Annotated in this window: 16 protein-coding genes and 2 tRNA genes; 12 read left to right on the forward strand and 6 right to left on the reverse strand. The window is 59.4% G+C overall.

Annotated elements, in window-relative coordinates:
• Nucleotides 1-43: 43 nt before the first annotated feature.
• Nucleotides 44-1,249: an RNA-guided endonuclease TnpB family protein gene (locus tag AB5Z09_RS09200; protein WP_149153227.1), complete on the reverse strand. Its 1,206-nt coding sequence runs from the start codon at nt 1,247-1,249 to the stop codon at nt 44-46.
• Nucleotides 1,250-1,270: 21 nt separating this feature from the next.
• Between AB5Z09_RS09200 and tnpA the strand changes: the two genes are divergently transcribed.
• From tnpA to AB5Z09_RS09215, 3 genes are all read left to right on the forward strand, one after another.
• Entirely contained in the window at nt 1,271-1,687 is a 417-nt protein-coding gene (tnpA, locus tag AB5Z09_RS09205; RefSeq protein ID WP_064338318.1) for an IS200/IS605 family transposase, read from the forward strand.
• Nucleotides 1,688-2,083: 396 nt separating this feature from the next.
• Entirely contained in the window at nt 2,084-3,859 is a 1,776-nt protein-coding gene (locus tag AB5Z09_RS09210; RefSeq protein ID WP_005334265.1) for an autotransporter assembly complex family protein, read from the forward strand.
• A 61-nt stretch (nt 3,860-3,920) separates the two neighbouring features.
• Nucleotides 3,921-7,721, forward strand: a complete 3,801-nt coding sequence (locus tag AB5Z09_RS09215) for a translocation/assembly module TamB domain-containing protein (RefSeq protein WP_368195117.1) — start codon at nt 3,921-3,923, stop codon at nt 7,719-7,721.
• A gap of 177 nt (nt 7,722-7,898) precedes the next feature.
• Here AB5Z09_RS09215 and AB5Z09_RS09220 read toward each other — a convergent pair.
• Both AB5Z09_RS09220 and AB5Z09_RS09225 read right to left on the reverse strand, forming a co-directional pair.
• Nucleotides 7,899-7,983: transfer RNA gene (locus AB5Z09_RS09220), tRNA-Tyr, on the reverse strand.
• Nucleotides 7,984-8,017: 34 nt separating this feature from the next.
• Nucleotides 8,018-8,102, reverse strand: a tRNA-Tyr gene (locus AB5Z09_RS09225).
• Between the two features lie 124 nt (nt 8,103-8,226).
• On the opposite strand from AB5Z09_RS09225, the gene AB5Z09_RS09230 reads away from it, so the two are divergent.
• Nucleotides 8,227-8,736 (forward strand): VC2046/SO_2500 family protein, encoded by a 510-nt coding sequence (locus tag AB5Z09_RS09230; RefSeq protein WP_042080361.1) that lies wholly within the window; start codon nt 8,227-8,229, stop codon nt 8,734-8,736.
• 111 nt (nt 8,737-8,847) lie between these two features.
• Here the strand turns inward: AB5Z09_RS09230 and raiA are convergent, their stop codons facing one another.
• The gene (gene raiA / locus AB5Z09_RS09235; protein ID WP_005334257.1) at nt 8,848-9,186 is read right to left on the reverse strand and encodes a ribosome-associated translation inhibitor RaiA; all 339 of its coding nucleotides are present in this window, start codon (nt 9,184-9,186) and stop codon (nt 8,848-8,850) included.
• 368 nt (nt 9,187-9,554) lie between these two features.
• On the opposite strand from raiA, the gene AB5Z09_RS09240 reads away from it, so the two are divergent.
• The 3 genes from AB5Z09_RS09240 to AB5Z09_RS09250 all read left to right on the forward strand — a co-directional run bounded on the left by AB5Z09_RS09240 (nt 9,555) and on the right by AB5Z09_RS09250 (nt 15,236).
• Complete coding sequence (locus tag AB5Z09_RS09240; RefSeq protein ID WP_236293808.1) at nt 9,555-12,059, forward strand: bifunctional diguanylate cyclase/phosphodiesterase; 2,505 nt, start codon at nt 9,555-9,557, stop codon at nt 12,057-12,059.
• Between the two features lie 99 nt (nt 12,060-12,158).
• On the forward strand, nt 12,159-14,060 hold the full coding sequence (locus AB5Z09_RS09245) for a transglycosylase SLT domain-containing protein (RefSeq protein WP_368195119.1): 1,902 nt from the start codon (nt 12,159-12,161) through the stop codon (nt 14,058-14,060).
• A 177-nt stretch (nt 14,061-14,237) separates the two neighbouring features.
• Nucleotides 14,238-15,236 carry a LacI family DNA-binding transcriptional regulator gene (locus tag AB5Z09_RS09250; RefSeq protein ID WP_005350588.1) on the forward strand — a complete coding sequence of 333 codons (999 nt, stop codon included), beginning with the start codon at nt 14,238-14,240 and terminating at the stop codon, nt 15,234-15,236.
• 77 nt (nt 15,237-15,313) lie between these two features.
• Here the strand turns inward: AB5Z09_RS09250 and AB5Z09_RS09255 are convergent, their stop codons facing one another.
• Both AB5Z09_RS09255 and AB5Z09_RS09260 read right to left on the reverse strand, forming a co-directional pair.
• Nucleotides 15,314-16,378 (reverse strand): 3-deoxy-7-phosphoheptulonate synthase, encoded by a 1,065-nt coding sequence (locus tag AB5Z09_RS09255; RefSeq protein WP_368195120.1) that lies wholly within the window; start codon nt 16,376-16,378, stop codon nt 15,314-15,316.
• Between the two features lie 125 nt (nt 16,379-16,503).
• Nucleotides 16,504-18,465 (reverse strand): TonB-dependent receptor, encoded by a 1,962-nt coding sequence (locus AB5Z09_RS09260; protein ID WP_368195121.1) that lies wholly within the window; start codon nt 18,463-18,465, stop codon nt 16,504-16,506.
• Nucleotides 18,466-18,633: 168 nt separating this feature from the next.
• On the opposite strand from AB5Z09_RS09260, the gene AB5Z09_RS09265 reads away from it, so the two are divergent.
• The 5 genes from AB5Z09_RS09265 (at nt 18,634) to AB5Z09_RS09285 (ending at nt 23,475) form a co-directional block, all read left to right on the forward strand.
• Nucleotides 18,634-19,623, forward strand: a complete 990-nt coding sequence (locus tag AB5Z09_RS09265; RefSeq protein ID WP_368195122.1) for a hypothetical protein — start codon at nt 18,634-18,636, stop codon at nt 19,621-19,623.
• A 269-nt stretch (nt 19,624-19,892) separates the two neighbouring features.
• Nucleotides 19,893-20,981, forward strand: coding sequence for a pyruvate dehydrogenase (acetyl-transferring) E1 component subunit alpha (pdhA, locus tag AB5Z09_RS09270; RefSeq protein ID WP_139444028.1), 1,089 nt, complete (start codon nt 19,893-19,895; stop codon nt 20,979-20,981).
• Nucleotides 20,974-21,960, forward strand: coding sequence for an alpha-ketoacid dehydrogenase subunit beta (locus tag AB5Z09_RS09275; RefSeq protein ID WP_021231077.1), 987 nt, complete (start codon nt 20,974-20,976; stop codon nt 21,958-21,960). The genes pdhA and AB5Z09_RS09275 overlap by 8 nt, the downstream gene beginning before the upstream one ends.
• Nucleotides 21,957-23,057 carry a dihydrolipoamide acetyltransferase family protein gene (locus AB5Z09_RS09280; RefSeq protein WP_005359484.1) on the forward strand — a complete coding sequence of 367 codons (1,101 nt, stop codon included), beginning with the start codon at nt 21,957-21,959 and terminating at the stop codon, nt 23,055-23,057. The genes AB5Z09_RS09275 and AB5Z09_RS09280 overlap by 4 nt, the downstream gene beginning before the upstream one ends.
• A gap of 208 nt (nt 23,058-23,265) precedes the next feature.
• Nucleotides 23,266-23,475 carry a cold-shock protein gene (locus tag AB5Z09_RS09285; protein WP_005302803.1) on the forward strand — a complete coding sequence of 70 codons (210 nt, stop codon included), beginning with the start codon at nt 23,266-23,268 and terminating at the stop codon, nt 23,473-23,475.
• Nucleotides 23,476-23,490 lie beyond the last annotated feature (15 nt).

The following is a 23,490-nucleotide window of genomic DNA, read 5'->3' on the forward strand; positions in this document are numbered from 1 at the left end:
TTGACATCCTCCCCGCCCTAAAGGACGGGGATTCCTACTGCGGTTAGGCGATTACGCTTAATTCGCTTCGGTGGGTTCCTGCTGCTGGCGGCCTTATTGCACCACTCACTTCACAGGCTAACTGGGCGTGTCCCGCCCTTAACACATTGATCGCGCCGACTAGATCGGCGTTTTCTTTAAAATCACACTCCACACATTCGAACGTAGCTTGTGTTTGACGATTATCAGCCGAGATATGCCCGCAACATGGGCACGTTCGGCTGGTGTTCTTCGGCGGCACCGCTATCAAATGCCCGCCATTCCAAGCCAGCTTGTAGTCGAGCTGACGCCGAAACTCGCCCCAGCCTTGATCTAAAATAGCCTTATTCAGGCCCGACTTGGCTCGCACGTTGCGCCCAGGCGTGTCAGTTGTGCCCGCCGCTGACTTGGACATATTTCGCACCTGCAAATCTTCGACACATACCAGCGCGTGGTTTTTGCTGATGGCGGTCGAGATCTTATGCAAGTAGTCGCGGCGGGCACTGCCGATATGAGTCTGGATGCGCTGAATACGGGCTTTCGCTTTCTTCCAATTGCGGCTGAATATGACTTTGCGGCTCATCGCCTGCTGCGCTTTGCGCAAGGCTTTTTCGTGAGCCTTGAAGCTGTTAAGTGGGTCTTTGTGGCTGCCATCTGACAGGGTGACAAAGCGTTTAATCCCCATATCGAGGCCAACAGCTGTGCCTTGATGAACGGGCACATCAACCTCTCGCTCGGTCTGGATAGCGGCATACCACTTACCGCTTGATTGGCTCACGGTGATGTTCTTGATCACCCCGAGCACATCCCGACTGTTGCGGTAGCGTAGCCAACCCAACTTAGGCAGGAACAGACGGCTATTGGCCTGATCGAGCTTGAAACCTTGCGGATAGCGGAAGCTATCGGATAAACCCTTCTTTTTGAAGCGAGGGAAATCGGCGCGTTTGGCGAAGAAGTTAGTGTAGGCTCGCTCCAGATCTTTTAGCGTTTGCTGCAAGGGTTGGGAGGGCGTTTCGGCAAGCCAAGCGGTTGAGTCTTCCGACTTCCATTGGGTGAGCTGTTTACACAGCTCCGCATAGCCGAGCTTCTTCTCGCCCTGTTCAAAGCGCTCCTGCTGCAACGCCAGCGCCTTGTTGAACACGAAACGGCATGAACCAGCGAAGCGGCGCATTCGCAGCTGTTGCTGGCCGTCTGGCCGAAGTTCATATTTGAAGGCTTGAAGTCGTTGCATGGCTATAATATACTTTGGTCTATGAGCAAAATCAATGACATTAGAACTGGCAGACACTGCGTTTTCTCTATGCATGTTCATTTGGTCTTTGTGACGAAATATCGCAGAAGAGTATTCGACAATGCCGCCATCGACCGCCTTAGAGAGCTGTTCTCCAAGATCTGCGCTGACTTTGAGGCAGAGCTAAAAGAGATGGATGGAGAGGTTGATCATGTTCACCTGCTGGTGAATTACCCGCCAAAAGTGGCAGTATCGGCGCTGGTGAACAGCCTAAAAGGGGCATCCAGTCGGGTGCTGCGAAAAGAGCGGCCAGACATCGCCGCCAAGTTCTACTACAAGGGCATGTTGTGGTCGCCATCTTACTTTGCATCGAGTTGTGGCGGCGCTCCGATAGAGATCATCCGGCAGTACATCGAGCAACAGCAAACACCTCATTAACCATGGAACGGCTACGCCATTCACACCTTATATCCCCGCCATGAATGACGGGGCTTTACGGTGCTTTTGGGTAAAGAGAGGGGGAGAGGTGACAAATGGTGCCTGACGACGGGGTGAAGCATGTTCAGGGCAGGTCAGCTCGCCCTCATCGGGAAAGCGGGCGTCGTCATTGTCACCAAAATGTGTGATTTGTGGTCAACCTCTTAAAAGATATGGCGAATTTGCCAATGGCACCGCGCTGTCGCTGGCCGATGCCTATGTTAGGATAAGGTTCGCCATTTTTCTGGCGCGCATTATTGTGTCACGGCCATGCACTGCATGGCGTGCTGCGCCGCATTCGGGGTTGGCCCGAAAGGGCGCTGGTTTCCTTCACCACAGATTCAGGAATATTGACCTTTGACAGGATGCATTTCATCCCTGCTGGCAGGGCGTTCACTGTCCGGCCCTGCGTTTCGCCGCGGCCTGCGGGTACTGGGGGTGGGCCTGTTGCTGTCGCTGCTGGCTTCGCCCGCGTTTGCCGCCAAGCTCACCTATCAGGTCAAGGGGTTGAAAGGGGAGAACAAAGATAACGTTGAAGCCTATCTCAATGCCCTGCCAGTCTATCAGGAGCGGCAATACCGCCCGGCCCGCGCCAAAATCACCGAGAGCGTGCAAAAGGCGCTGCAGGTTTATGGCTACTACCAGCCGAAAATCACCCTGAGTCGCGACAAGAAAACCCCGTCCAAAGTGGTGATTGAGGTGGACAAGGGGGAGCCGGTTATCGTCTCCCGCCTCGATATTCTGCTGGAGGGGGATGCGGGCAGCGACGAGCTTTACAGCGCCCTGCTGGACAAGTTGCCCCTCAAAGAGGGCGAGCCCCTCAACCACGCCAAGTATGAATCCATCAAGGCCGATCTGGGCAGCCTCGGGCTGGCGCGCGGTTACTTTGATGCCAAGCTGAGCAAGAGTCAGGTCAAGGTGTTCCCGGACAAGGGGACGGCAGAGATCTTTATTCTGTTCGAATCGGGCCATCGCTACCGTTTTGGCGAGATCCGCTACGATGCCACTCCCGAAGCGCTTCACCTTATTCGCCCGCTTATCAACATCAAGAGCGGCGACCCCTATCTCGCCATCCGTCTGGCCGAGATGTCGCAGGATGTCTCCTCCACCAAGCTGTTCCGTCAGGTCGATATCAAGCCGGTATTGAGCGAGGCGAGCAACTATCGGGTACCCATCGCGGTGACGCTGGATAACCGGGTCGATCACGAAATCGAGACAGGTATCGGTTACGCCACCGACGTGGGGCCGCGGATGAGTGCCACCTGGGAGAAGCCCTGGGTCAACCGCTATGGTCACCGCCTGTTTGCCACCGCCAAGGTGTCGGCGCCGGAGGCAGAGCTCAGCTTCGACTATCAGATCCCGGTGGGCAACCCGCTGCGGGACTACTACTCCATCCAGACCGGTTACCAGTACAAGGACAACAACGATACCCGCTCCGATCTCACTACCATCGGTGTGCACCGCTGGACGCGACGGCCGGAGAGCTGGGATCGGGACGTCTTTATCCGGCTGGAGAACGAGATCTATACCCAGGGCGCCGACGAGGGGAACAGCTTGCTGCTGATCCCCGGGGTCTCCTGGTCCCGACTGCGGGTGCGCGGTACCCTGGTGCCCGATTGGGGGGATCGCCAGCAGCTGACGCTGGAGTTCTCCGACCCCAGATGGGGTTCCGACATCAGCTTTATGCGGGTGTGGGGGCGCAGCAAGTGGCTGCGTACCCTCGGCGATAACCACAGATTCCTGATGCGGGCCGAGCAGGGGGCCATTATAGGTGACAGCTTCTCGCTGGTGCCGCCTTCTCTGCGTTTTTTTACCGGTGGCGATCAGACGGTGCGCGGCTTTGGTTATGAGAGCATCTCCCCCACCGGGCCGGATGGCAAGCTGACCGGTGGCCGCTACACCAGCGTGGCCAGTCTGGAATACAACTACCGCTTCAGCGAGAAGTGGCTGGGGGCCATGTTTGTGGATGGCGGCACCTCAACCACCGATTACAGCGAGCCCTGGAAAATAGGTACCGGCGTCGGTGTACGCTGGGTCACCCCCATCGGTCAGGTCAGGCTGGATCTGGCGGTCGGGGTATCGGAGGAGGACAAGCCCTTGCGGCTGCATTTCGCATTGGGGCCTGAATTATGATGTTGTCTAAACGCTTTTTTCTTTGGCCGCTGCGGCTGTATCTTGCGCGGGGGTCTGCATTGTGATCTGGCTAAAACGCATTTTTCTCTGGCTGATGGGGCTGGTGTTCCTGCTGCTCATCGGTGTCAGCCTGCTGGGCTTTACCCATCAGGGCAACAAGTGGCTGTGGCAACAGGCCAAAGGGGCGCTGCCCTCCCTCAAGGGGGAGCTGGTGGCGGGCCAGCTTGGCTATGGCTGGACTCTGGAAGGGGCGGGTTGGCAGGATGAGCTGGTGGATGTCACTGTGGATCGCGCCGTGCTCGACTGGGATCTCGGCAAGTTGCTGCAGGGCAAGCTCTGGATAAAATCCCTGGTGGTGACCCATCCGGTGGTCAAGGTAGCCGACTCCGAGCCTGCGCCGGAAGAGCCTTCCGAACCCTTTGTCTGGCACCCGCTGCCACTCAAGATCCAGGTCGATAGCCTCAAGGTGGCCGATCTCGATCTGGCGGTGCCCGGCGTGGCCGTGACCCTGGGGTCCCTCGATATCGGCGCCACCCTCAACCGCAAGGGGCTGATTGTACGCGGCCCGGTGCTCGATAACCTGACAGTGACGCTGGATGACGCGGCACCCGTCAACACAGCCAAATCTGCCAAGCAGCCGGCCGCTAACGAGAAGCAAGCCGTGACTGCGGTGGCGCGCAACGACAAGGCCAGCGCCAAGACCGTCAAACAGGGCAAAGGGACGCCAGCTGCGAACACGGCAAAGGCAGCCCCCATTGTCCTGCCCGCCATTCATCTTCCTTTCCCCATCCAGCTGGAAGGGGTCAGCGCGACCCGGGTGCAATATAAGCAGGGCGAGCTGATTGAAGGGCTCGACAAGCTGTTGCTATCGGCCACTGCTGCCGACGATCGCATCGAGGTGCGCGAGCTCTCGCTGCGCCACGCCATGGCCGATCTGGCGCTCAAGGGCTACATCCAGCTCAGTGACGACTACCCGCTGGCGGTGACCCTGGATGCCAAGGCCCGCAAGGGGCTGCTGGATGGCGAGCTGCAGGGTGAGCAGGCCACGCTGGCGCTGAGCGGTTCGGTCGGCAAGCTGGGGTTGGCGTTGTCGGCCAAGGGGCCGGTCGCCGCCAATCTCAAGGGCTCTCTGGCCTCGCTCGACCCGGATCTCCCTTTTGATCTGGCCCTCGACTGGAAGAGCCTCGGTTGGCCTCTGCACAAGCCAGCCAAAGATGAGCCGAGCTATCGGCTGGACAAAGGGAGCCTGACTGCCAAGGGCAAGCTCTCCGGCTACCAGTTTGCCCTCAATACCTCCGGCAAGGGGACCGATGTGCCCCCCTTCAAGCTTGCGCTGGATGGGAAGGGGGATCTGGAGCGGCTCAGCAAGATAGCCTTGCAGCTCAACGCCCTCAAGGGGGAGCTGAAGCTCGATGGCAAGCTCGCCTGGAACAAGGGGATCGAGTGGCAGGGAACCACTCTGTTCAAGGGGATCAATCCGGCCGAGCTGCTGCCCGAGCTGAAAGGGACGCTGGCCGGTGAGCTGGAGAGCCGTTTCGTGATGAACGAGGCGGGCCACTGGGAGCTGAAACTGCCCAAGCTCAAGGTGGATGGCAAGCTCAACCAGTACCCGCTGGCCCTAAAGGGGGAGCTTAGCGGCAACGACAAGATGGAGTGGCAGATCCCGGCGCTCTCGCTGCAAAGTGGCCCCAACCAGTTGCAGGCCAAGGGCAGTATCAGCAGCGCCCAGTGGAAGCTCGATGCCAACCTGCAGGCTCCCCAGCTGGGGGGCATCTATCCCGGCCTGAAAGGGGATATCAAGGGACAGGTGAAGGTCAGTGGCAATCAGCAGACGCCAAAAATCGATGCGGATCTGGCCTCCGAGCGGCTCTACTATGCCGGCACCGACCTGAAGGGCATTAGCCTCAAGGGTAATGCGGTGATCGGTGCCAAACCGGCCGGTGAGCTCTCGCTGTTGGTGGCGCAGTTGAAACAGGGTGAGACCAAGCTCAGCCAGCTGGCCCTGAATCTCAGCGGCGATATCAGTCAGCATCTGTTGACCCTGACCATGAAGGGTGACCCTGTTGCCGCCAACCTCAAGCTGGGTGGCGGCGTGCGCGGGGATCACTGGCGCGGGGCGCTCTCCGAGTTGCAGCTGAAAACCCCGCTGCGCCGTTGGGACTTGAGCTCCCCCTGGGCACTGGATCTTGATCTGCCGCGTCAACGGCTGGCGATGGGGGATCTCTGCCTCGGCTCCCAAGGGGCCAGCCTCTGCGTCAAGGGGAGTCAGGTCTCCGCTGCGCAGGGCACCCTGGAGTTTGCTCTGAGCGAGTTTGATCTCAAGCGGCTGCGCCCCTGGTTGCCGGACAACTTCCGCTGGCAAGCGATGCTCTCCGCCGATGGCCGCGCCAGCTGGCGTGGCAATCAGCCTACCCTGCATGCGGTGGTACGCACCACGCCGGGCACTTTTGTGGCAGATGGTCTCAAGACCGATTATCAGCAGCTGGCTCTGGCCCTGGATTTCGAGCGGCAGCAGGCGGCCATTCGCCTCGATTTTGCCTCCAAGCAGATCGGCAATATCGATACCGACCTGCTGATCAAGGAGCCCGCCGGTCGCGGTCTGCTCGGCGGTCAGCTCAAGTTTGACGACCTCAAGCTTAATACCTTCGCGCCGCTCATCCCTGAGGTGCGCTCCCTGCAAGGGATCATCTCCGCCGATGCCCGCTTCGACGGCACCCTGGCGGCGCCCCTGCTGTTTGGCCAGCTCAACCTGCGTGACGGTGAAGTGCAGACCCACTCCGACATGGTGACCCTGACCAAGCTGGTGACCCGCCTCAAGATCGAGGGCAACCGCGCCGAGCTCGATGGCTCCATGCTGGTGGGCAAGGGGCCGCTGGCGTTGGGCGGCTGGCTCAGCTGGGCCAAGATGCCGGTCAGCGGCAGCCTCACCATTCAGGGCAAGGATCTGGAGGCGCAATATCCGGGCATGGGCCGGGTCAGAGTCTCGCCCGATATCGCGGTGTCGCTGGGGGAGGAGACCCGGATTACCGGTCAGGTGGATATTCCCTGGGCGCGCATTCTGGTCAAGAGCCTGCCGGATTCGGCGGTGGCGGTCTCCGACGATGTGACTGTGGTCTATGACGATCTGCCCCCGGCCCCCAAGCAGGCAAGTCTGCCGCTGGCGATGAAGGTGGCGATCCGCCTTGGCAACGATGTGAAGCTCGATGCCATGGGACTGAAGACCGATGTCTCCGGCGGTCTCAATATCCGTCAGGATCCCGAGAAACCGCTGGCAGGCAACGGCCAGCTGGTGCTGACCAACGGCCGCTTCAAGGCCTATGGTCAGAACCTCATCATCAAGGAGGGGCGGATCCTCTTCTCCGGTCCGCTGGATCGGCCGTTCCTCAACATCGAAGCCAACCGGGATCCCGATACCATCGAGGGTCAGGTGACGGTCGGGGTGCGGGTGACAGGCCCTGCCAGCAAGCCTGAGATCACTGTCTACTCCGAGCCGCAGATGGCGCAGTCGGAACAGCTCTCCTATCTGCTGCGTGGCAAAGGGTTGCAGACTGGCGGTGAGGATGGCGGTTTCAACGGCCTGCTGGTGGCCGGTGCGGTGAGTCAGGCCAACGGCGTGGTGTCGAGCATTGGCGAGTCGCTCGGGATGAGCGATGTCTCCCTCGATACCGCGGGCAGTGGTGACAACACCCAGGTGACTCTGTCGGCCTATCTGCTGCCGGGCTTGCAGTTCCAGTACGGGGTCGGGGTCTTCAGTCCCATCGCCGAATTCAAGCTGCGCTACGAGGTATTGCCACGGCTCTATCTGCAGGCGATGAGCGGAGTGGCCCAGGCGGTCGATATCTTCTATCGCTTTACTCTGTAACGCTTCATCCCGTAACAGGGCTGATATGAACGTAAACGGGAGGCGCAGGCCTCCCGTTTTTTTATTGCGCGTTCGGCCGCGGGCAAGCCGTGATAAAGGTTGGCAGTGCAGAGGGAGAATGAATTGCGATGGGCCAAAAATGCGAAAACCCGGCGCGAGGCCGGGTTTTCTGAATGATGGTGGAGGGAGAAGGATTCGAACCTTCGAAGGCAGAGCCGTCAGATTTACAGTCTGATCCCTTTGGCCGCTCGGGAACCCCTCCACGGGGTATTGCTTTCAACTTGTCGCACTTGAAATGGTGGAGGGAGAAGGATTCGAACCTTCGAAGGCAGAGCCGTCAGATTTACAGTCTGATCCCTTTGGCCGCTCGGGAACCCCTCCACAAGTGCGAGGCGCATACTAACAGATCTTCCGGTTTTGTGAACCCCCAAGCAGGATTTTTCCATTAAAAGAATTGGATTTGTGGCCGATAACCAGTGAAATCGCCATTTTCGAGAGTTATCTCATGCTGCCCAGTTCAATCCGTAATCACCTGCTCGTTGATGAGGGCCAGTTGGGGCAGCGCCTCAACCGTGACCTGCAGCATGGGGATCGGGCTGATTTCCGGTTGCATCTGGCCCTGCTGACCGATGCGGTGGAGGAACAGCCCTGGTTTGATGCCAAACCGGCGGCCACTCCCCAGAGCCGTGACTGGCGTCTGCACTTTGAGCTGAGACCGGCAGAGGTGCTGGTGGCTGAAGGGGCGGGGAGTGACTGCAGTGCCATCAATGAGCGGCTGCAGCAGGGGGGAAGCATGGTGGATGTGCGGCTCTGGCTGGCGCTGCAAACACCGCCGCTGGCGGTCAAACAGCCGCTGCTGGATGAGGCTGTCTACGACAACCTGTCGCCGCTGGCGCGGGAGCGGTTGCAAGGAAAGCTGGCCGATATGCCACGCCAAGAGGATCCGCTGGTATTGCTGCCGATCCTCGATCGTTTGCAACAGGGGGTGGATACCCGGTTGCACTGGCTCAGTTGATGGCGCCTGTTCACTGGTGTAACGCGATGCTTGTTGGCAAATCACAGGCAACAAAAAGGCGGGCGACCCCGCCTTTATGCTCTTTAGAATTTTTAGCCTTGCGGCATGCAATCAAGCGTCAGCTTCATCCGGTTGCGGCTGCTCTTTGAGCGCTGCATTGGCACGACGGGCGATCGGCTTTTCGGTGTGACGGTTGAGTTGGCGCTCCAGTTTTTGCCCCAGTTCGTTGATGGCGGCGTAGAGATCCTCATGCTCTGCCTGGGCAAACAGTTTGCCGTTGGGGATGCCAGCACTGGCTTCGACAGTGAACATCAGACGCTCTTTGGAAACAATCACATGGGGTGTGATGAGAGGCACCTGAAGACGTTCGAGCTTTTCAAAACGGGATTCGATGCGCTCGCGGATAGCCGGGGTGATGTCGATGATTTTGCTGGTAATTTCGATTTTCATATTGGCCCCCTTCGGGTCGTCTTGCTTGTGTCTTCACCTTCAGATTACTCATTGGTAAAGATTGAAATGTGATCTGTGTCACATAACCTTCCCTTGGCTATTCAGCAACTTATAAATTGTGATCTTTTCCGGTTTCGTGCCAAAAACAGCTTGAGCTCCATGAAACTGGCAGGCAGTATGACGGGAATAGGATCGTTTCTGTCCCTTCTTGGCAGCACTTCGTGTCGACCTCATGTCCGGTTTCCACTGCTTGATATCGCATGTTTGTACTCTTCCCTCGCAACCTCTGATCTGATGAGCGGATGCAGGGGGCGTTGCTATGCCTGATTGGACATCAAACGTGGTTGGTTGTTGTGTTGGAGTGGTAAATGAAGCAGCAGGCCACGCAAGTCATGTGGTTTTTCGATCGGCAACATGATCAGTGGAGTCTCTCTGATCAGGGGGCCTACCAGCAGTGGCAAGGGGAGGGCAATCATCCCTGGGCCGCTCGCCTGTTACCGGAAGATGAGGCAGGCTTTGCCGACTTTCTCGTCCGGCTTCATGAATCACATCTGCCTGAACAGTTCATCGGTCATCTGAAAGATGATCAGGGGCAGCTTAACCATGTGCTCTGGAGCGGCCAGTTTGTGCCCACCCAGCAGATCTGCTGTGGCTGGCTGGCCCCTCTTGATACCGCCAACAGTGCGGTCTCCTCCCTCAATCTCTCTTTGCCATTGCTGCAAACCACCCTGCTCACCCAGTTGGCGCAAGCTCTCTCTGCCCGCACTGGGCTCGATTTCTTCAATACCCTGGTCAGCCAGCTGGCCCATATCCTCAAGGTGGATGCGGTCTGGGTGGGTGAGTTGTGCGGTGCAGATCGGGTCAAAGTGCTGGCTGCCGACGGGTTGTCGCTTAAAGACTACCCGCTGGCGGGCTCCCCCTGTCAGGAGCTCTATAAGCAGGGGGCCATCTGTTTCGAGGTGATCGATGAGTCGCAGGAGTATCAACCCTGGCTGGCGGCCGGGCAGACTTATTATGGTCAGCCGCTGTTTGATGCCAGAGGCCAACTTCTGGGCCATCTGGCGCTGCTCTATTCGGCCCCGGCAGATACCAGCAATCTCACCTCGGTGCTCAATACCTTTTCGGTACGGATGGTGGCCGAGCTGGAGCGATTGCAATCAGATGCCCAGATGCGCCTCTCTGCCGTTGCATTCGAGACCCACGAAGGGATCATTATCACGGATCCGGGGTTCAAGATCCTGCGGGTCAACAACGCCTTCAGCCAGATCACCGGCTTTGACAGCCAGTCGGTGCTGGGCCTGCATCTGGAAGAGGATCTCTGGCCCAATCTGGGGGGGCTCGGCTACGAGCTCAATACCCTCAGCCGCTGGCAGGGGGAGACCCAGCGTCGCCATGCCGATGGTCACACCTATCCCCAGTGGGAGATAGTGACGCCGGTGCAGGATGAAAAAGGGGTGATCAGCCACTTTGTCATCTGCTTCGAGGATATCTCCGAGCGCAAGGCGGCCGAGCGACGCATTCAGGATCTCGCCTATTACGACGAGCTGACCGGATTGCCCAATCGCCGTCAGCTCCACGAGACTCTGGTGCAGACCTTCAACGAGGCGACCCGCGATGGCTTGATTGGCGCGCTGCTCTTTATCGATCTCGATCACTTCAAGACCATCAACGACTCCCTCGGCCACGCCACCGGTGACTGGCTGCTCAAGGAGGTCGCCGCCCGTCTCAAACGGTTGGTGCGACAGGGGGATTGTCTGGCCCGCCTCGGTGGTGACGAGTTTGTTCTGTTGCTGCCATCGCTCTCGGCCAGCCCGCCCCAGGCGGAGATGCAGGCCGATATCATTGCCGAGCGGCTCATCACCGAGATTGCCGCTCCTTATACCTATGTGGGGCAGGTGCTGCACATCGGTGCCAGCGTCGGCATTACCCTGTTTCCGGATCGGGAGCAGGGGGTCGATGATCTGCTCAAGCAGGCGGATACCGCCATGTATCAGGCCAAGTCCGCTGGCCGCAAGACCCGTCGCTTCTTCGATGCCTCGATGCAGCAGCAGGCGGATCGCCGTCTGCTCATTCACAACGAATTGCGCAACGCCCTCAGCCAGCAAGAGCTGACCCTCTACTATCAGCCCCAGCATATGGTCGATGGCGGCGATATCATTGGTGTCGAGGCGCTCATTCGCTGGCAGCCGGCCGGTCGCTCGCTGGTCTCGCCGGCCGAATTTATTCCCATTGCCGAGGAGACGGACCTGATTGTCGATATCGGCAACTGGGTGCTGCACGAGGCGTGCGCCCAGTATGTGCTGTGGGAGGAGAACGGCATCCACATTCCGCAGATCTCGGTCAACGTCAGTGCCAAGCAGTTCCATGCCACCGATTTTGTCGAGCGGATCCACGATGTGTTGGCGCAAACCGGCATGGATCCGGCCTGCCTCAATCTGGAGATCACCGAATCCGTGGTGCTGGGTCATGCAGAGGACACCATCAGCAAGATGACCGAGCTCAAGGAGCTCGGCATCAGCTTTGCCATCGACGATTTTGGCGCCGGTTACTCCTCCCTGAGCTACCTCAAGCGGCTGCCTGCCGATGAGCTCAAGATCGACCGCTCCTTCATTCAGGACATCCCGAAAGATGGTGACAACATGGCCATCGTCGAGGCGGTGATCGCCATGGCGCGACATATGGGGTTCAACGTCACGGCGGAAGGGGTGGAGTCCCGTCAGCAACTGGAGTTTCTCAAGGCGCAGGGGTGCAGTTTCTATCAGGGCTATCTCGCCTCCAAGCCGCTGCCGGTGCCCTATCTGGAGAAATATGTACAGCGGCTGACCAGACCTGAGCAACTGCGCGAAATGCAGCTGAGCGAGGCAGAAAAATAGTCCCTGCTCCCCGCTGTAGCGCTGCCCGGCAACGGGTAGAATGAGAGGCAGTAGACCCACCGCCACCGGGCGGTGTATTGCCCTCAATGGAGATGTTCAGTGAAAGCTGTATGGGGAATTGTTTTGTCGGCGCTGTTTGTGCCGACCCTGATGGCGCAGACTGCCGACCAGACGCTCTACCGTCAGGCGTATGACGCCGTACGGGCCAATGATCAGGCCCGTTTCCAGCAAATTCGTGCCCGTTTGACCCATTACCCCCTGCTCCCTTACCTCGATTACTATCAGCTCGCCTTTCGTCCGGGGGCGGCGGATTACAACGATGTGACCCGCTTTATCCGCCAGCATGGGGATACCCCCCAGTCCAACCGGCTGGAGCGCAGCTATCTGACCTATCTGGCCCAGAGCCAGCAGTGGTCGCAGTTCCTGCGCTTCTATCCGGCCAAGCCGAGCTCCACCGATCTGCTCTGCATGCACTATCAGGCGCTCTATTACACCGGCAAGCCGAAAGAGGCGTTGCAGGGGGCTGGCAAGATCTGGATGAGCGGCCAATCCCGTCCCGATGCCTGCTCCCCGCTATTCCAGCTGTGGCAGGCATCCGGTCAGAGAACCCAGGAGAAGATCTGGCAGCGGATGACGCTGGCGTTCGAGGCGGAAAACCCCAATCTGATCCGCCATCTTGGCGCGACCCTGGGTAGCGGCTTGCAAAGCTATGGCGATCAGATGGTGACCCTGTTCGAGCAGCCCGCCAAGGCGATGAACCCAGCCTATTTCAGCAGCAATCCTTATTCCCGCAAGCTGCTCTCCCTCGGTTTGACCCGCTATGCCAATCAGGAGCCGGAGTCGGTGCTGCGCCAGCTTGCGCTGTTGCGCAGCCGTTTCGGCCTGACCCAGGCCGAGGTGAAACCGGTAGAGCGTGCGATTGTCCGCCGCCTGCTGCTGGATCGCTCCATAGCCCAGCGCAGCTGGGTCGACAGCACGGTGAAAAAGCTGGCGGATCCCGATATCACCGAGCTGCGGGCACGACTGGCCATCTGGGAGCAGGATTGGCGTGGCCTCTCCGGCTGGGTGAAGATGATGCCGATGGCCCGTCAGAAAGAGGATCGCTGGCGCTACTGGATGGCGCGCTCCCTTGAAGTGCAGGGGCAGCAAAAACCGGCGCGGGATCTCTATCTGGAGACCGCCAACCTGCGCGGTTTCTACGGCTTTATGGCCGCCCAGCGCACCGGGGTGCCTTATCGCATCAAGAACCAGAGCGTCAAGCATGTACCGGACTGGCGCACGGCCAGTCAGCGCTGGCCCTTCCTGTTGCGGGTGCGCGAGCTGCTGTCGATGAACGAGATTGCGGCGGCCCGCTCGGAGTGGATCCACAACATGGATCGCAATCCGGTGGCCCAGCGCATCGAGTTTGGTCATATTGCCCTCAATCAGGGTTGGCACGAGCTGGCCATTCTCGCCAGCATTCGCGCCGAAGCGTGGGATGCCCTCGACCTGCGCTTCCCGCTGCCGCTCAAACGCACCTTCTCCCAGATGGCGCAAGAGCGCACCATGAACACCAGTTTGCTCTACGCCATCTCCCGTCAGGAGAGTGCCCTCTATCCGCTGGCCCAGTCGCCGGTGGGGGCGCGCGGTCTGATGCAGCTGATGCCTGCTACTGCCAAAGAGACTGCCGGCAAGCTGGGGGTGCCCTATCGCAACGAGCAACAACTGTTTGATCCGACGATGAATATTCGTCTGGGGAGCGCCTATCTCAAGCGCTTGCTGGATGTCTATGATGGCAACCGGATCCTGGCGGCGGCCGCCTACAACGCCGGGCCAGGACGGGTAAAACGCTGGCGAGAGCAGAGTGACAACAAGCCGATGGACGTGTGGGTCGAGAGCATTCCCTACAAGGAGACCCGCAACTACGTGCAAAACGTGTTGTCGTTCGATCTCATCTATCAGCACAAGCTGCAGCAGCCGCTGCGCTTTATGTCAGAGCGGGAGCTCAATCACGCCTATTGAGTCGGGGGCCGCCAGCCGGCCCCTGTTTTCAAATTTCCCTGCTGCCGGGTATCATCGGGTAAGGTTTTGTTACCAAAGGAAACATGCCTGGTGACCTGGCTCCGGGAATTGCATCAGGCCGCAGGGTATACTCGGGCGTCGGCACCGACAGGTTCCCCCACAATAAAGGAATGGATAGTGGCAACGATTAAAGACGTTTCTCAGCTGGCAAATGTGTCTATCTCCACCGTGTCGCGGGTTATCAACAACACGGCACAGGTAGCACCGGAAAAGCGTGAGGCCGTACTGGCGGCCATGAAGGAACTGAATTTTCGACCCAACAGTTTTGCCCAGGCACTGGTCAGCAAGCGTTCCAACTGCATTGGCGTGCTGGTTGGCGACCTCTGCGGCGGCCCCTTCTTTGCCCAGATGATGCGTGGCATCGAAACCATGGTCGATCAGGCCAACAAGTTCACCATCGTCATGTCTGGCAACCACGATATCGCGCGCGAGCGTCACGCCATTCAGGCGCTGCTGCAGCGACAGTGCGATGCGCTGATCCTCCACAGCAAGGCGCTCCCTGACGAGGAGCTGAGCGAGCTGGCGGCTGGCTCTACCCCCATCGTGTTCATCAACCGTCAGGTGCCGGGCGCGGAAGATCGCTGCGTCTGGCTCGATAACCAGGCGGGGATCACCACCGCGTGCCAGCACTTGCTGGATGCCGGTCATCGCAACATCGCCTTTATCACCTCCGATGATGAAGAGTTTGTCGATGGTCAGCAGCGGATGGCCGGTTACACCCAGACCCTGGCCAGAGCCGGGATCGCCTTTGATCCTGCACTCGTCAGCCGCGCCTATGCCGACGAAAATGGCGGCTATGTGGCGATGAGTGAACTGCTGGCCCGTGGTGTCGAGTTCACGGCCGTGCTCGGTTTCAATGACGGCATGGTGGCGGGGGCGATCTCTTGCCTGCTGGAGCGGGGTTACAAGATCCCGCAGCAGGTGTCGGTGGTGGGGTTCGACGATATCCCCTACGCCCGCTACATCTATCCCAAGCTCACCACGGTGCGCTACCCCATCGAGGAGATGGGCAGCCGCGCAGCCGAGCTGGCGCTGCGTCTGCTCGATCACAAGCCGGTGGACGGCCTGGCGCTCAAGTTTGAAGCCCAGCTGGTGGAGCGTGAGTCAGTCGCCTGACGTGCGTCAGACAGTGAACAACAAGGTGGCCCCATTGGGGCCACACTCTTTTCTGCGTTATCTGAATAATCCGCTATTTATCCCGCCAGGGCGATCCGCTGCTGGCGGCGCACCTCTACCCCTTCTGCCACCATATCGAGCAGCTGCCTTGTCTGTTCCCAGCCGATGCAGCTATCGGTGATCGACTGGCCGTAGTGCAGCGGTTTGCTGCCGATATCCTGACGCCCTTCGCAGATAAAACTTTCCACCATGATGGCGGCGATGGCATGGCTACCAGCACCCAGCTGGTCGGCAATGTCACGGGCAACCAGCAGCTGGCGGGCATGCTGCTTCTGGCTGTTGCCGTGGCTGCAATCGATCATCAGGCGAGGGGAGAGATGATGCTGGCGCAGCAGCTCACCAGTCTCTGTCACATGATTGCTCTGATAGTTGGGTTGGCGGCCACCGCGCAGGATCAGGTGGCAGTCGGGGTTGCCATGGCTGCGCACCAGTGCCAGCTGGCCATCACCGGAAGGCTGGGTATAGAGGTGGGCCGCCCGGCTGGCGAGGATCGCCTCTACCGCGATCCGGATATTGCCGTCGGTACCGTTTTTAAAACCGATGGGGCAGGGGAGGGCCGAGGCCAGTTGGCGGTGGAGCTGGGATTCGGTGGTGCGAGCGCCAATGGCACCCCAGCTGATGAGATCCCCCAGATAGAGCATGCTGGTGAGATCGAGAAATTCGGTGGCACAGGCGAGCCCTTCCTGTCCAAGCATCAGGAGTAACTCTCGGGCCTGGGATAGGCCCTTTTCCAGTCGATCGCTGCCATCGAGGTCGGGATCGAAGATAAATCCTTTCCAGCCGAGCGTCGTGCGCGGCTTTTCGAAATAGGTGCGCATCACCAGTTGCAGCTGCTCCCCGTATTGGCCCTGCAGTTCAGCCAGCCGGCCACCATAGTCACGGGTGGCTGCCGGATCGTGAATGGAGCAGGGGCCGATCACCAGCAGCAGGCGATCATCCTCTCCCTGCAGAATATGGCGGGCTTGCTGGCGGCTGCGTGCGATTTGGCGAGCGAGCCGTGCCGGACAGGGTCTGGCCTTTAACATCTCGTCAGGGGTGGGCAATGTGGCAAGGGGTGAAGCATTCAGAAGTGAGGTGAACATGAGCGATCCTGATGAAAATGGAAATCTGCATGCTCTTTGCTGTCCAGTGGGGATCTTCCCCTTATTCTCTTGGTTAACAGAGCGCGCGCATGGGCCCGCGCTCTGTTATATCGACCTTGGCTACCTTAGAAGCGGGCTGAGCCGCTGACGTAGTAGCTGCGACCCGGTTCGACGTTCTGGAAGAGGGTGTCTTTCTCTTGCAGGCGCACGTCGGTCAGGTTGTTGATCCCCAGTCGCAGGTCAAAGTTCTCGGTGACCTTGAAGCCGGTACCGAGATCGAAGGTCTGATAGCTGGGCAGCTTGTGCAGTACGACAACCTTGTTGACGGTCTGCTCGGCAAACTGGGTGCCGGTGTAGGTGGTGCCAACGAAGGCATTGACCCGCTCGGTGGCCTGCCAGGTGATCTTGGCATTGGCCTTGTGCTCCGGCCGTTCGGGCAGGGCCTGACCCTGATCGCCTTCCGCCTTGAGGTAGGTGTAGTTGGCGCCAAGGTTGATATCGTCGGTCAGATCGAGCTTGCCGGTCAGCTCCAGCCCCTTGGTGGTGGCCTTCTCCAGGTTGTACCAGGTGCGGTCAGAATATTGCTTTTGAGGACCAGGTAACGCCTTGTTGATTAGCATGTCGTCTATGTCCGAGTAGAAGAGGGTGGCGCTGGTCTCCCAGATCCCCTCTCCTGCGATGACCCCCAGCTCGTAGTTGGTGCTGGTTTCCGGTTTGACCTTGTTGCTGCCATAGATGCGGCAGCTGCCGCCGCAGCTCTCGGTGCTGTAGCCGTTTGTATACTGATGCGAGGCTGGCGCCTTGAAGGCTTGGCTAACACCGCCCTTGACGGTCACCACATCGTTCATCTCATAGACCAGATAGCCGCGCGGGGTGAAGTGGCTGCCGTAGAGCCCGTGGTGATCGTAGCGGCCACCGAGAGTCAGGCTCAGGCTGTCGGTCAGGCCGATCTCGTCCTGAGCGAACAGCGCCTCCTGGGAGTTGCTCTCCTTGCCGCCGATATCCTGGTAACTCACCGCATCCACCAGCTCCCGATCCAGATATTCACCACCCAGGGTCAGGTAGTGGTTGGCCAGCGTCAGGTTGGTGTAGCCCTTCAAAGTAAAGTTGTTCTCTTCTTTAGGCTGCTGGTGGATTTTTAGAATGTCGTTGAAGTCATCTATCTTGGAGCTTTCGTAGTTGACCATGACGGTGGTGTCACCCCAGCTCCAGTTCCCCTTGTGGGTCAGCCCAAACAGGTTGCGATCGTTTTGCTGTTGGCGGCTGTGTATCTTATTGCCGATTTTGCGGAAGGTATCGAGAGGTCGCTCATCCTGGTTGTAGAGGTAATCCAGCTCGAAGCGCTGCTGCTCATCCACCAGCCAGCTCAGGGTGGAGGCGAAGTTGCGGGTCTGCTTGGCTTCGATAAGGGGGATGCCGTCAGCGGCTTCGGTGGGGGTCCAGGCTTGACGGTCATACACCTCACCGTTCATCCGGATCAGCAGGTTGTCGGTCAGCGGGCCGGTAAAGCCCAGGTTGGTTCTGTGCTGATCGCCGCCATCCTTGCCCTCGATGGCCTTGAAGTCGGCATCGGCCGCCCCTTGCCAAGTTTTGCCCGGCTGCTTGGTGATGATGTTGATGACACCACCGATGGCATCGGAGCCATAAAGTGCCGACATGGGGCCACGGATCACCTCGACCCGCTGGATCATGCCAAGGGGCACGGGAGTGTTGTCGAAGTTGCCGCCGCGCCACAGGGCATTGGAGGAGGAGAGGCGTTTGCCATCCACCAGCACTAGCGTGTACTTGCCGGACATGCCGCGAATACCGATATCGCTGCGGCCATTGGTGTCAGCTTCAGCCTGAATGCCAACTTCGTGGCGCAGCAGGTCGGCAAGGTCATTGACCGGTGCGGCGGCGATCTGTTCTGCGGTGATGACAGAGATAGAGGCCGGTGCCGAGCGGGTATTGTGCGCCGTGGTGGTGACGGTAATCACCTCATCGGCTTGAGGGGCGTTGCTGGCGGCGATCGCTTGCTGGGTCAGCAGGGGGACGATGGTAGTGGCCAGCAGGCTGGGAGCAATAAAACGGGAGGTTGAGGATTTCATTATTTACATCTTCCATAATATTCAAATGATAAGCATTATCATTATCTCGGCTATCTTGTTCCGTTCGCAACACTTTTTTACTGACGAGCTGACGGGGCGGGTACGGTGCAATGGCAACCACCACCTGTGATCGATGGCAGAGACTATCAGGGGGGAATGGATCTGGCCGTGATAACTGATGTCATCAATAAACGCGAGAAGCGGGTTGTTATGGTGGGTGGGAGCGAGGAGATAAACCTGATGTCGGGGATAGCGCAGGAAAATGAAAACGTGGTCAGAGTGGTCGCCATGACTCCGATAGACGCCATCCGGGAAGCCTTGCTGGCGGGCAAGCTGGTGGGACTGGGGGAGCCGCACTGGCACCCGGATTTTATCCGGCACCAGCACGCCTGGCTCTGTGATCCTGCGCTCTGGGGAGTCATGACCGATCTGGTGCTGGAGTGCGGCAACCGCCGCCATCAGAGCTTGCTCGATGCCTGGCTGACGGGGGAGGAGTGCTGGCAGGGTGAGCCGCTGACGCTGGGGCGGCTCTATCCGGCCTGGCTCGACTCCTGCGCCTTTCCTGCCTGGATGGCCCCCGAGTTTCCGGCCCTCTTTACCGACTTGCGCCAGAGCAATCTGGCGCGCCCTGAACATATGCGGCTGCGGGTGCATCTCTGCGAGCCCTCATTCGAGTGGGAGGAGATGAGTCCGGAGCGCTGGCAGCAGCACAACAGGGGGCGGGATCAGGCGCTGGCCGACTATCTTCTTGCACTTCCCGCCCACGGCGTGGTGGTGCTGGCGGGGGCGCGTCATCTGCTCAAAGCCGCAGGGGATCCCCATTTTGCGCAGCCGACGCTGGGTCAGTTGCTGGAGGCTGCACGGCCGGTCTGGCTGTATGTCCTTCACCCCTGGCCAACGGTTGCTGGGAAGGGAGATGAGAAAGGTGAGTGGGTGTGCGATCTGGCCGGGATCGCGACTGCCGATCTCTATCCCCACTGGCCGGTGTATCCGCCGCTGGAGACTCTTGTCGACAGGCTGGTGCGCGTGGCTGACCGGGGACGGGAGATGCGAATTTGCCCGACCTTGCTGGCCGAGCCCTGGCGCAGCCGCTTGCTAAGTCGCGCTCACTTGCTGCCAGCTGGCATGGCCCGCCAGCTGCAACAGTGGCTGGCGTAACTGCTGGTTGGAGTAACGGCTGACTGAAGTAACTCAATGGGGGAGCAAGGCTCCCCTTTTTCACATTTTGCATCCTGCATTCAGCGCTGCAAAGTTGCACCATTTACGGCATACCTTGCCACTCATCGCCGAAAATTCAGCTCCTTCGCTACTTTAAAGAAGTTTCTACTGGTCTTACCTGAGTAAATCCCTTTGCTTTTTATTTAACAAGATATTTACATCTAGGTGTCACCAGCATCGGTGACGTCTACAACGGCAAGGAGCCAGTTATGACCCATGTCGACATCCCTTTCCTTCGTTACCTCGATGCGGAAGGGTGCCCGGTCGCCACCTTACCGACCTGGCTGGACAAGGCGATACTGCACACCTTCTATCGCAATATGGTGATGGTGCGCAGCTATGACAAAAAAGCGATTGCGCTGCAACGAACCGGCAAACTCGGTACTTTTCCCTCCCATCTCGGCGCAGAAGCCGTGGGGATTGGCATTGGTCTGGCCATGCAGCCGCAGGATGTCTACGTCCCCTACTATCGGGACATGCCCACCCTCTATGTGCGGGGCGTACCGATGGAGAAAAACCTGCAATATTGGGGCGGTGACGAGCGGGGCAGTTATTTTCTCAAACCCGATGGGACTCCCTCTGAAGATCTCCCCATCTGCGTCCCCATCGCCACCCAGATCACCCACGCCTGCGGTATTGCCTCGGCTTTCAAACTGCGGAATCAACCGCGCGTTGCCGTAGTCACTATCGGCGACGGCGGCACCTCCAAGGGGGATTTTCTGGAGGGGCTGAACTGCGCCGGTGTTTGGCACTTGCCGATGGTCATCATCGTCAACAACAACCAGTGGGCCATCTCGGTGCCGCGCAAGCTGCAATCGAGTGCCCCTACGCTGGCCCAAAAGGGGATTGGTGCAGGGGTGCGCAGCCTGCAGGTGGATGGCAACGATGTGGTGGCGGTCTACGATGCCGCCCGCAGTGCCGTCGAACGGGCCCGCAGCGGCAAGGGGCCGACTCTGATCGAGGCGGTCAGTTATCGCCTCGGCGATCACACCACGGCCGACGATGCCACTCGCTATCGCGATGGGGCTGAGGTCGAGGCCGCCTGGGCGAAAGAGCCTGTCAAGCGGCTGCGCCAGTTTATGCACAGCCAGGGCTGGTGGGATGAAGAGCAGGAGCAGAGCCTGCTGGCGGAAGCCACCCGGGAGGTAGAGCAGGCGGTCGCCCGTTATGAGACGATGGCGCCCCAGCCGCCGGAGGCGATGCTCGATTATCACTACGCCAGCCTGCCCGCCGAACTCGTGCCCCAGCGCGAGCGAGTGATTGCCAAGGGGATGAAGCAGGAGGTTGGCCATGAGTGAGATCAGTTTGCTTGAAGCGGTCAACATGGCCCTTCACTACGAGATGGAGCACGACCCGGATGTGGTGGTACTGGGCGAGGATGTGGGGGTCAACGGCGGGGTGTTTCGCGCCACCGTGGGCCTGCGCGACAAGTTCGGTTTCAAGCGGGTGATCGACACGCCGCTGGCCGAGGGGCTGATCGCCGGGGTGGCGGTCGGCATGGCCACCCAGGGGCTCAAGCCGGTGGCGGAGTTCCAGTTTCAGGGCTTCATCTTCCCCGGGATGGAGCAGATCATCTGTCAGGCGGCGCGGATGCGAAACCGCACCCGTGGCCGCCTCTCCTGTCCCCTCGTCTATCGCTCCCCGTATGGCGCGGGCATTCATTCGCCTGAACATCACAGCGAGAGTGTCGAGGCGCTGTTTGCCCATATTCCGGGGCTACGGGTGGTGATCCCCTCCAGCCCGAGGCGCGCTTATGGTTTGCTGCTCTCGGCCATCCGCGATCCGGATCCCGTGATGTTTTTCGAACCGGATCGCATCTATCGCTCGATGAAATCCGAGGTGGTGGATGACGGTGTCGGCCTGCCGCTGGATGTCTGCTTCACCCTGCGCCCGGGCCGGGATATCACGGTAGTGGCCTGGGGGGCCTGCATCCAGGAGGTGATGCGGGCGGCGAACCTGCTGGCCGAGCAGGATATCCAGTGCGAGGTGCTGGATCTGGCCACCATCAAGCCGCTGGATATGGAGACCATCCTCACCTCGGTGCGCAAGACCGGTCGCTTGCTGGTGGTGCATGAGGCGTGTGGCAGCTTCGGGGTCGGGGCCGAAATTGTGGCGCGGGTGACCGAGCAGGCACTTCCCAGCCTCAAGGCGCCACCCAAACGGTTGACCGGGGTGGATGCCGCCGTCCCCTACTATCGCAACGAGGCGTATTACCTCATCACCGAGCAGGATATCGCCGATGCCGCTCACCAGCTGATGGAGAACCAGTGGCTATGAAATTTTTCAAATTACCGGATCTGGGTGAAGGGTTGGCCGAAGCCGAGATCGTCGAGTGGAAGGTGAGTGCCGGTGATACCGTTGCGGTCGATCAGGTGCTCTTGTCAGTGGAAACCGCCAAGGCGCTGGTGGATGTACCCTCTCCGGTAGCCGGGGTGATTGCCCGTCTCTGCGGCGCCGAGGGGGATATCCTCCATATCGGTGCGCCGCTGGTGGAGTTCGAGGGGGGCGAAGATGATGGCACCGTGGTGGGCAAGGTGAGCGCCCATCAGCAACATATCGAGGATCACTTCGTGGTGGGGGCCATTGCCCCGGGGGGATCGCTGGTGCAAGCCATGCCTGCCGTGCGCCTGCTGGCACAAAAACTGGGTCTGGATATCGAGCGGATCAAGGGGAGTGGCAGCGGCGGCATGGTGACCGAGCTGGATGTACAGCAGGCATTCGAGGCGCAGCAGAGCAGTGGCAACGAATTCCTCAAAGGGTCGCGCAGGGCCATGGCCAAGGCGATGGAGCTCTCTCATCAGACTGTGGTGCCGGTCAGCATCACCGACGAGGTGGATTTGCGTCACTGGCGGCCTGATGAGGATGTGACGGTGCGCCTTATCAAGGCCATTGGCGTGGCGTGCCGCGCCGAGCCCTCGATGAACGCCTGGTTTGATGGCGACACCCTGTCACGGCGGCTGTTCAAAGAGGTCAATGTGGCCATCGCGGTGGATTCAAAGCATGGCCTCTATGTGCCGGTGATGGAGAACGTGGCCGAGCGGGAGGGGGCAGATATCCGGCAGGGGCTGGATCGGATGATCGCCGATGTGAAGGCGCGCGCCGTGCCGCGCGAGATGTTGCAGGGGGCGACCATTACGCTCACCAACTTCGGCGCCATCGCAGGCCGCTATGCCAGCCCCATTGTCACGCCACCGCAGGTAGCCATCATAGGAGCAGGCAAATTGTTCGAAAAAGTGGTGTTCATCCATGGTGAAGCGCGTCCCGTCAGGGCATTGCCGCTGTCGATGACATTTGACCACAGAGCCTGCACCGGCGGCGAGGCGGCTCGTTTTCTCAGAGCGCTGGTCGAAGCGTTGGAAGCGGCCACCTTATAACGGTTTGTGCCCTGCCGTTGGCAGGGCACAAATTTGTTTGCGTAATCTACAAAGCCACGTATAATCCAAACCAGCTTGAAAGGGCGATAGTTATGTCAATGAATACGATGTTTCACATCTTGTCCTGTTGTTCATAAGTTAATCCCGTTTTTTGAGCTTTACCCGCTGAAAAGCATAAGTAATTATTTTGAATACAGGTTTAAAAGATATGTCTAACATGATCACCGGTACCGTTAAGTTTTTCAACGAAACCAAAGGTTTTGGCTTCATCCAGCAAGAAAACGGCCCGGACGTTTTCGTTCACTTCAGCGCCATTCAAGGTAACGGTTTCCGTACCCTGGCTGAAGGTCAGCGCGTACAGTTCTCTGTGACCCAAGGTCAGAAAGGCCCGCAGGCTGAGAACGTAACCGCTCTGTAATTCTTACAGAATTTA

This window comes from Aeromonas sp. R2-2, from assembly GCF_040908355.1.
In the GTDB taxonomy this organism is placed as follows: Bacteria; Pseudomonadota; Gammaproteobacteria; order Enterobacterales; family Aeromonadaceae; genus Aeromonas; species Aeromonas veronii.

Bases quoted from the DNA above. Each gene is read 5' to 3' on its own strand.
- AB5Z09_RS09200 (WP_149153227.1), bottom strand. From the start codon at position 1,249: ATGCAACGACTTCAAGCCTTCAAATATGAACTTCGGCCAGACGGCCAG.
- tnpA (WP_064338318.1), top strand. From the start codon at position 1,271: ATGAGCAAAATCAATGACATTAGAACTGGCAGACACTGCGTTTTCTCT.
- AB5Z09_RS09230 (WP_042080361.1), top strand. From the start codon at position 8,227: ATGCTGCCCAGTTCAATCCGTAATCACCTGCTCGTTGATGAGGGCCAG.
- raiA (WP_005334257.1), bottom strand. From the start codon at position 9,186: ATGAAAATCGAAATTACCAGCAAAATCATCGACATCACCCCGGCTATC.
- AB5Z09_RS09240 (WP_236293808.1), top strand. From the start codon at position 9,555: ATGAAGCAGCAGGCCACGCAAGTCATGTGGTTTTTCGATCGGCAACAT.
- AB5Z09_RS09255 (WP_368195120.1), bottom strand. From the start codon at position 16,378: ATGTTCACCTCACTTCTGAATGCTTCACCCCTTGCCACATTGCCCACC.
- AB5Z09_RS09260 (WP_368195121.1), bottom strand. From the start codon at position 18,465: ATGAAATCCTCAACCTCCCGTTTTATTGCTCCCAGCCTGCTGGCCACT.
- pdhA (WP_139444028.1), top strand. From the start codon at position 19,893: ATGACCCATGTCGACATCCCTTTCCTTCGTTACCTCGATGCGGAAGGG.
- AB5Z09_RS09275 (WP_021231077.1), top strand. From the start codon at position 20,974: ATGAGTGAGATCAGTTTGCTTGAAGCGGTCAACATGGCCCTTCACTAC.
- AB5Z09_RS09280 (WP_005359484.1), top strand. From the start codon at position 21,957: ATGAAATTTTTCAAATTACCGGATCTGGGTGAAGGGTTGGCCGAAGCC.
- AB5Z09_RS09285 (WP_005302803.1), top strand. From the start codon at position 23,266: ATGTCTAACATGATCACCGGTACCGTTAAGTTTTTCAACGAAACCAAA.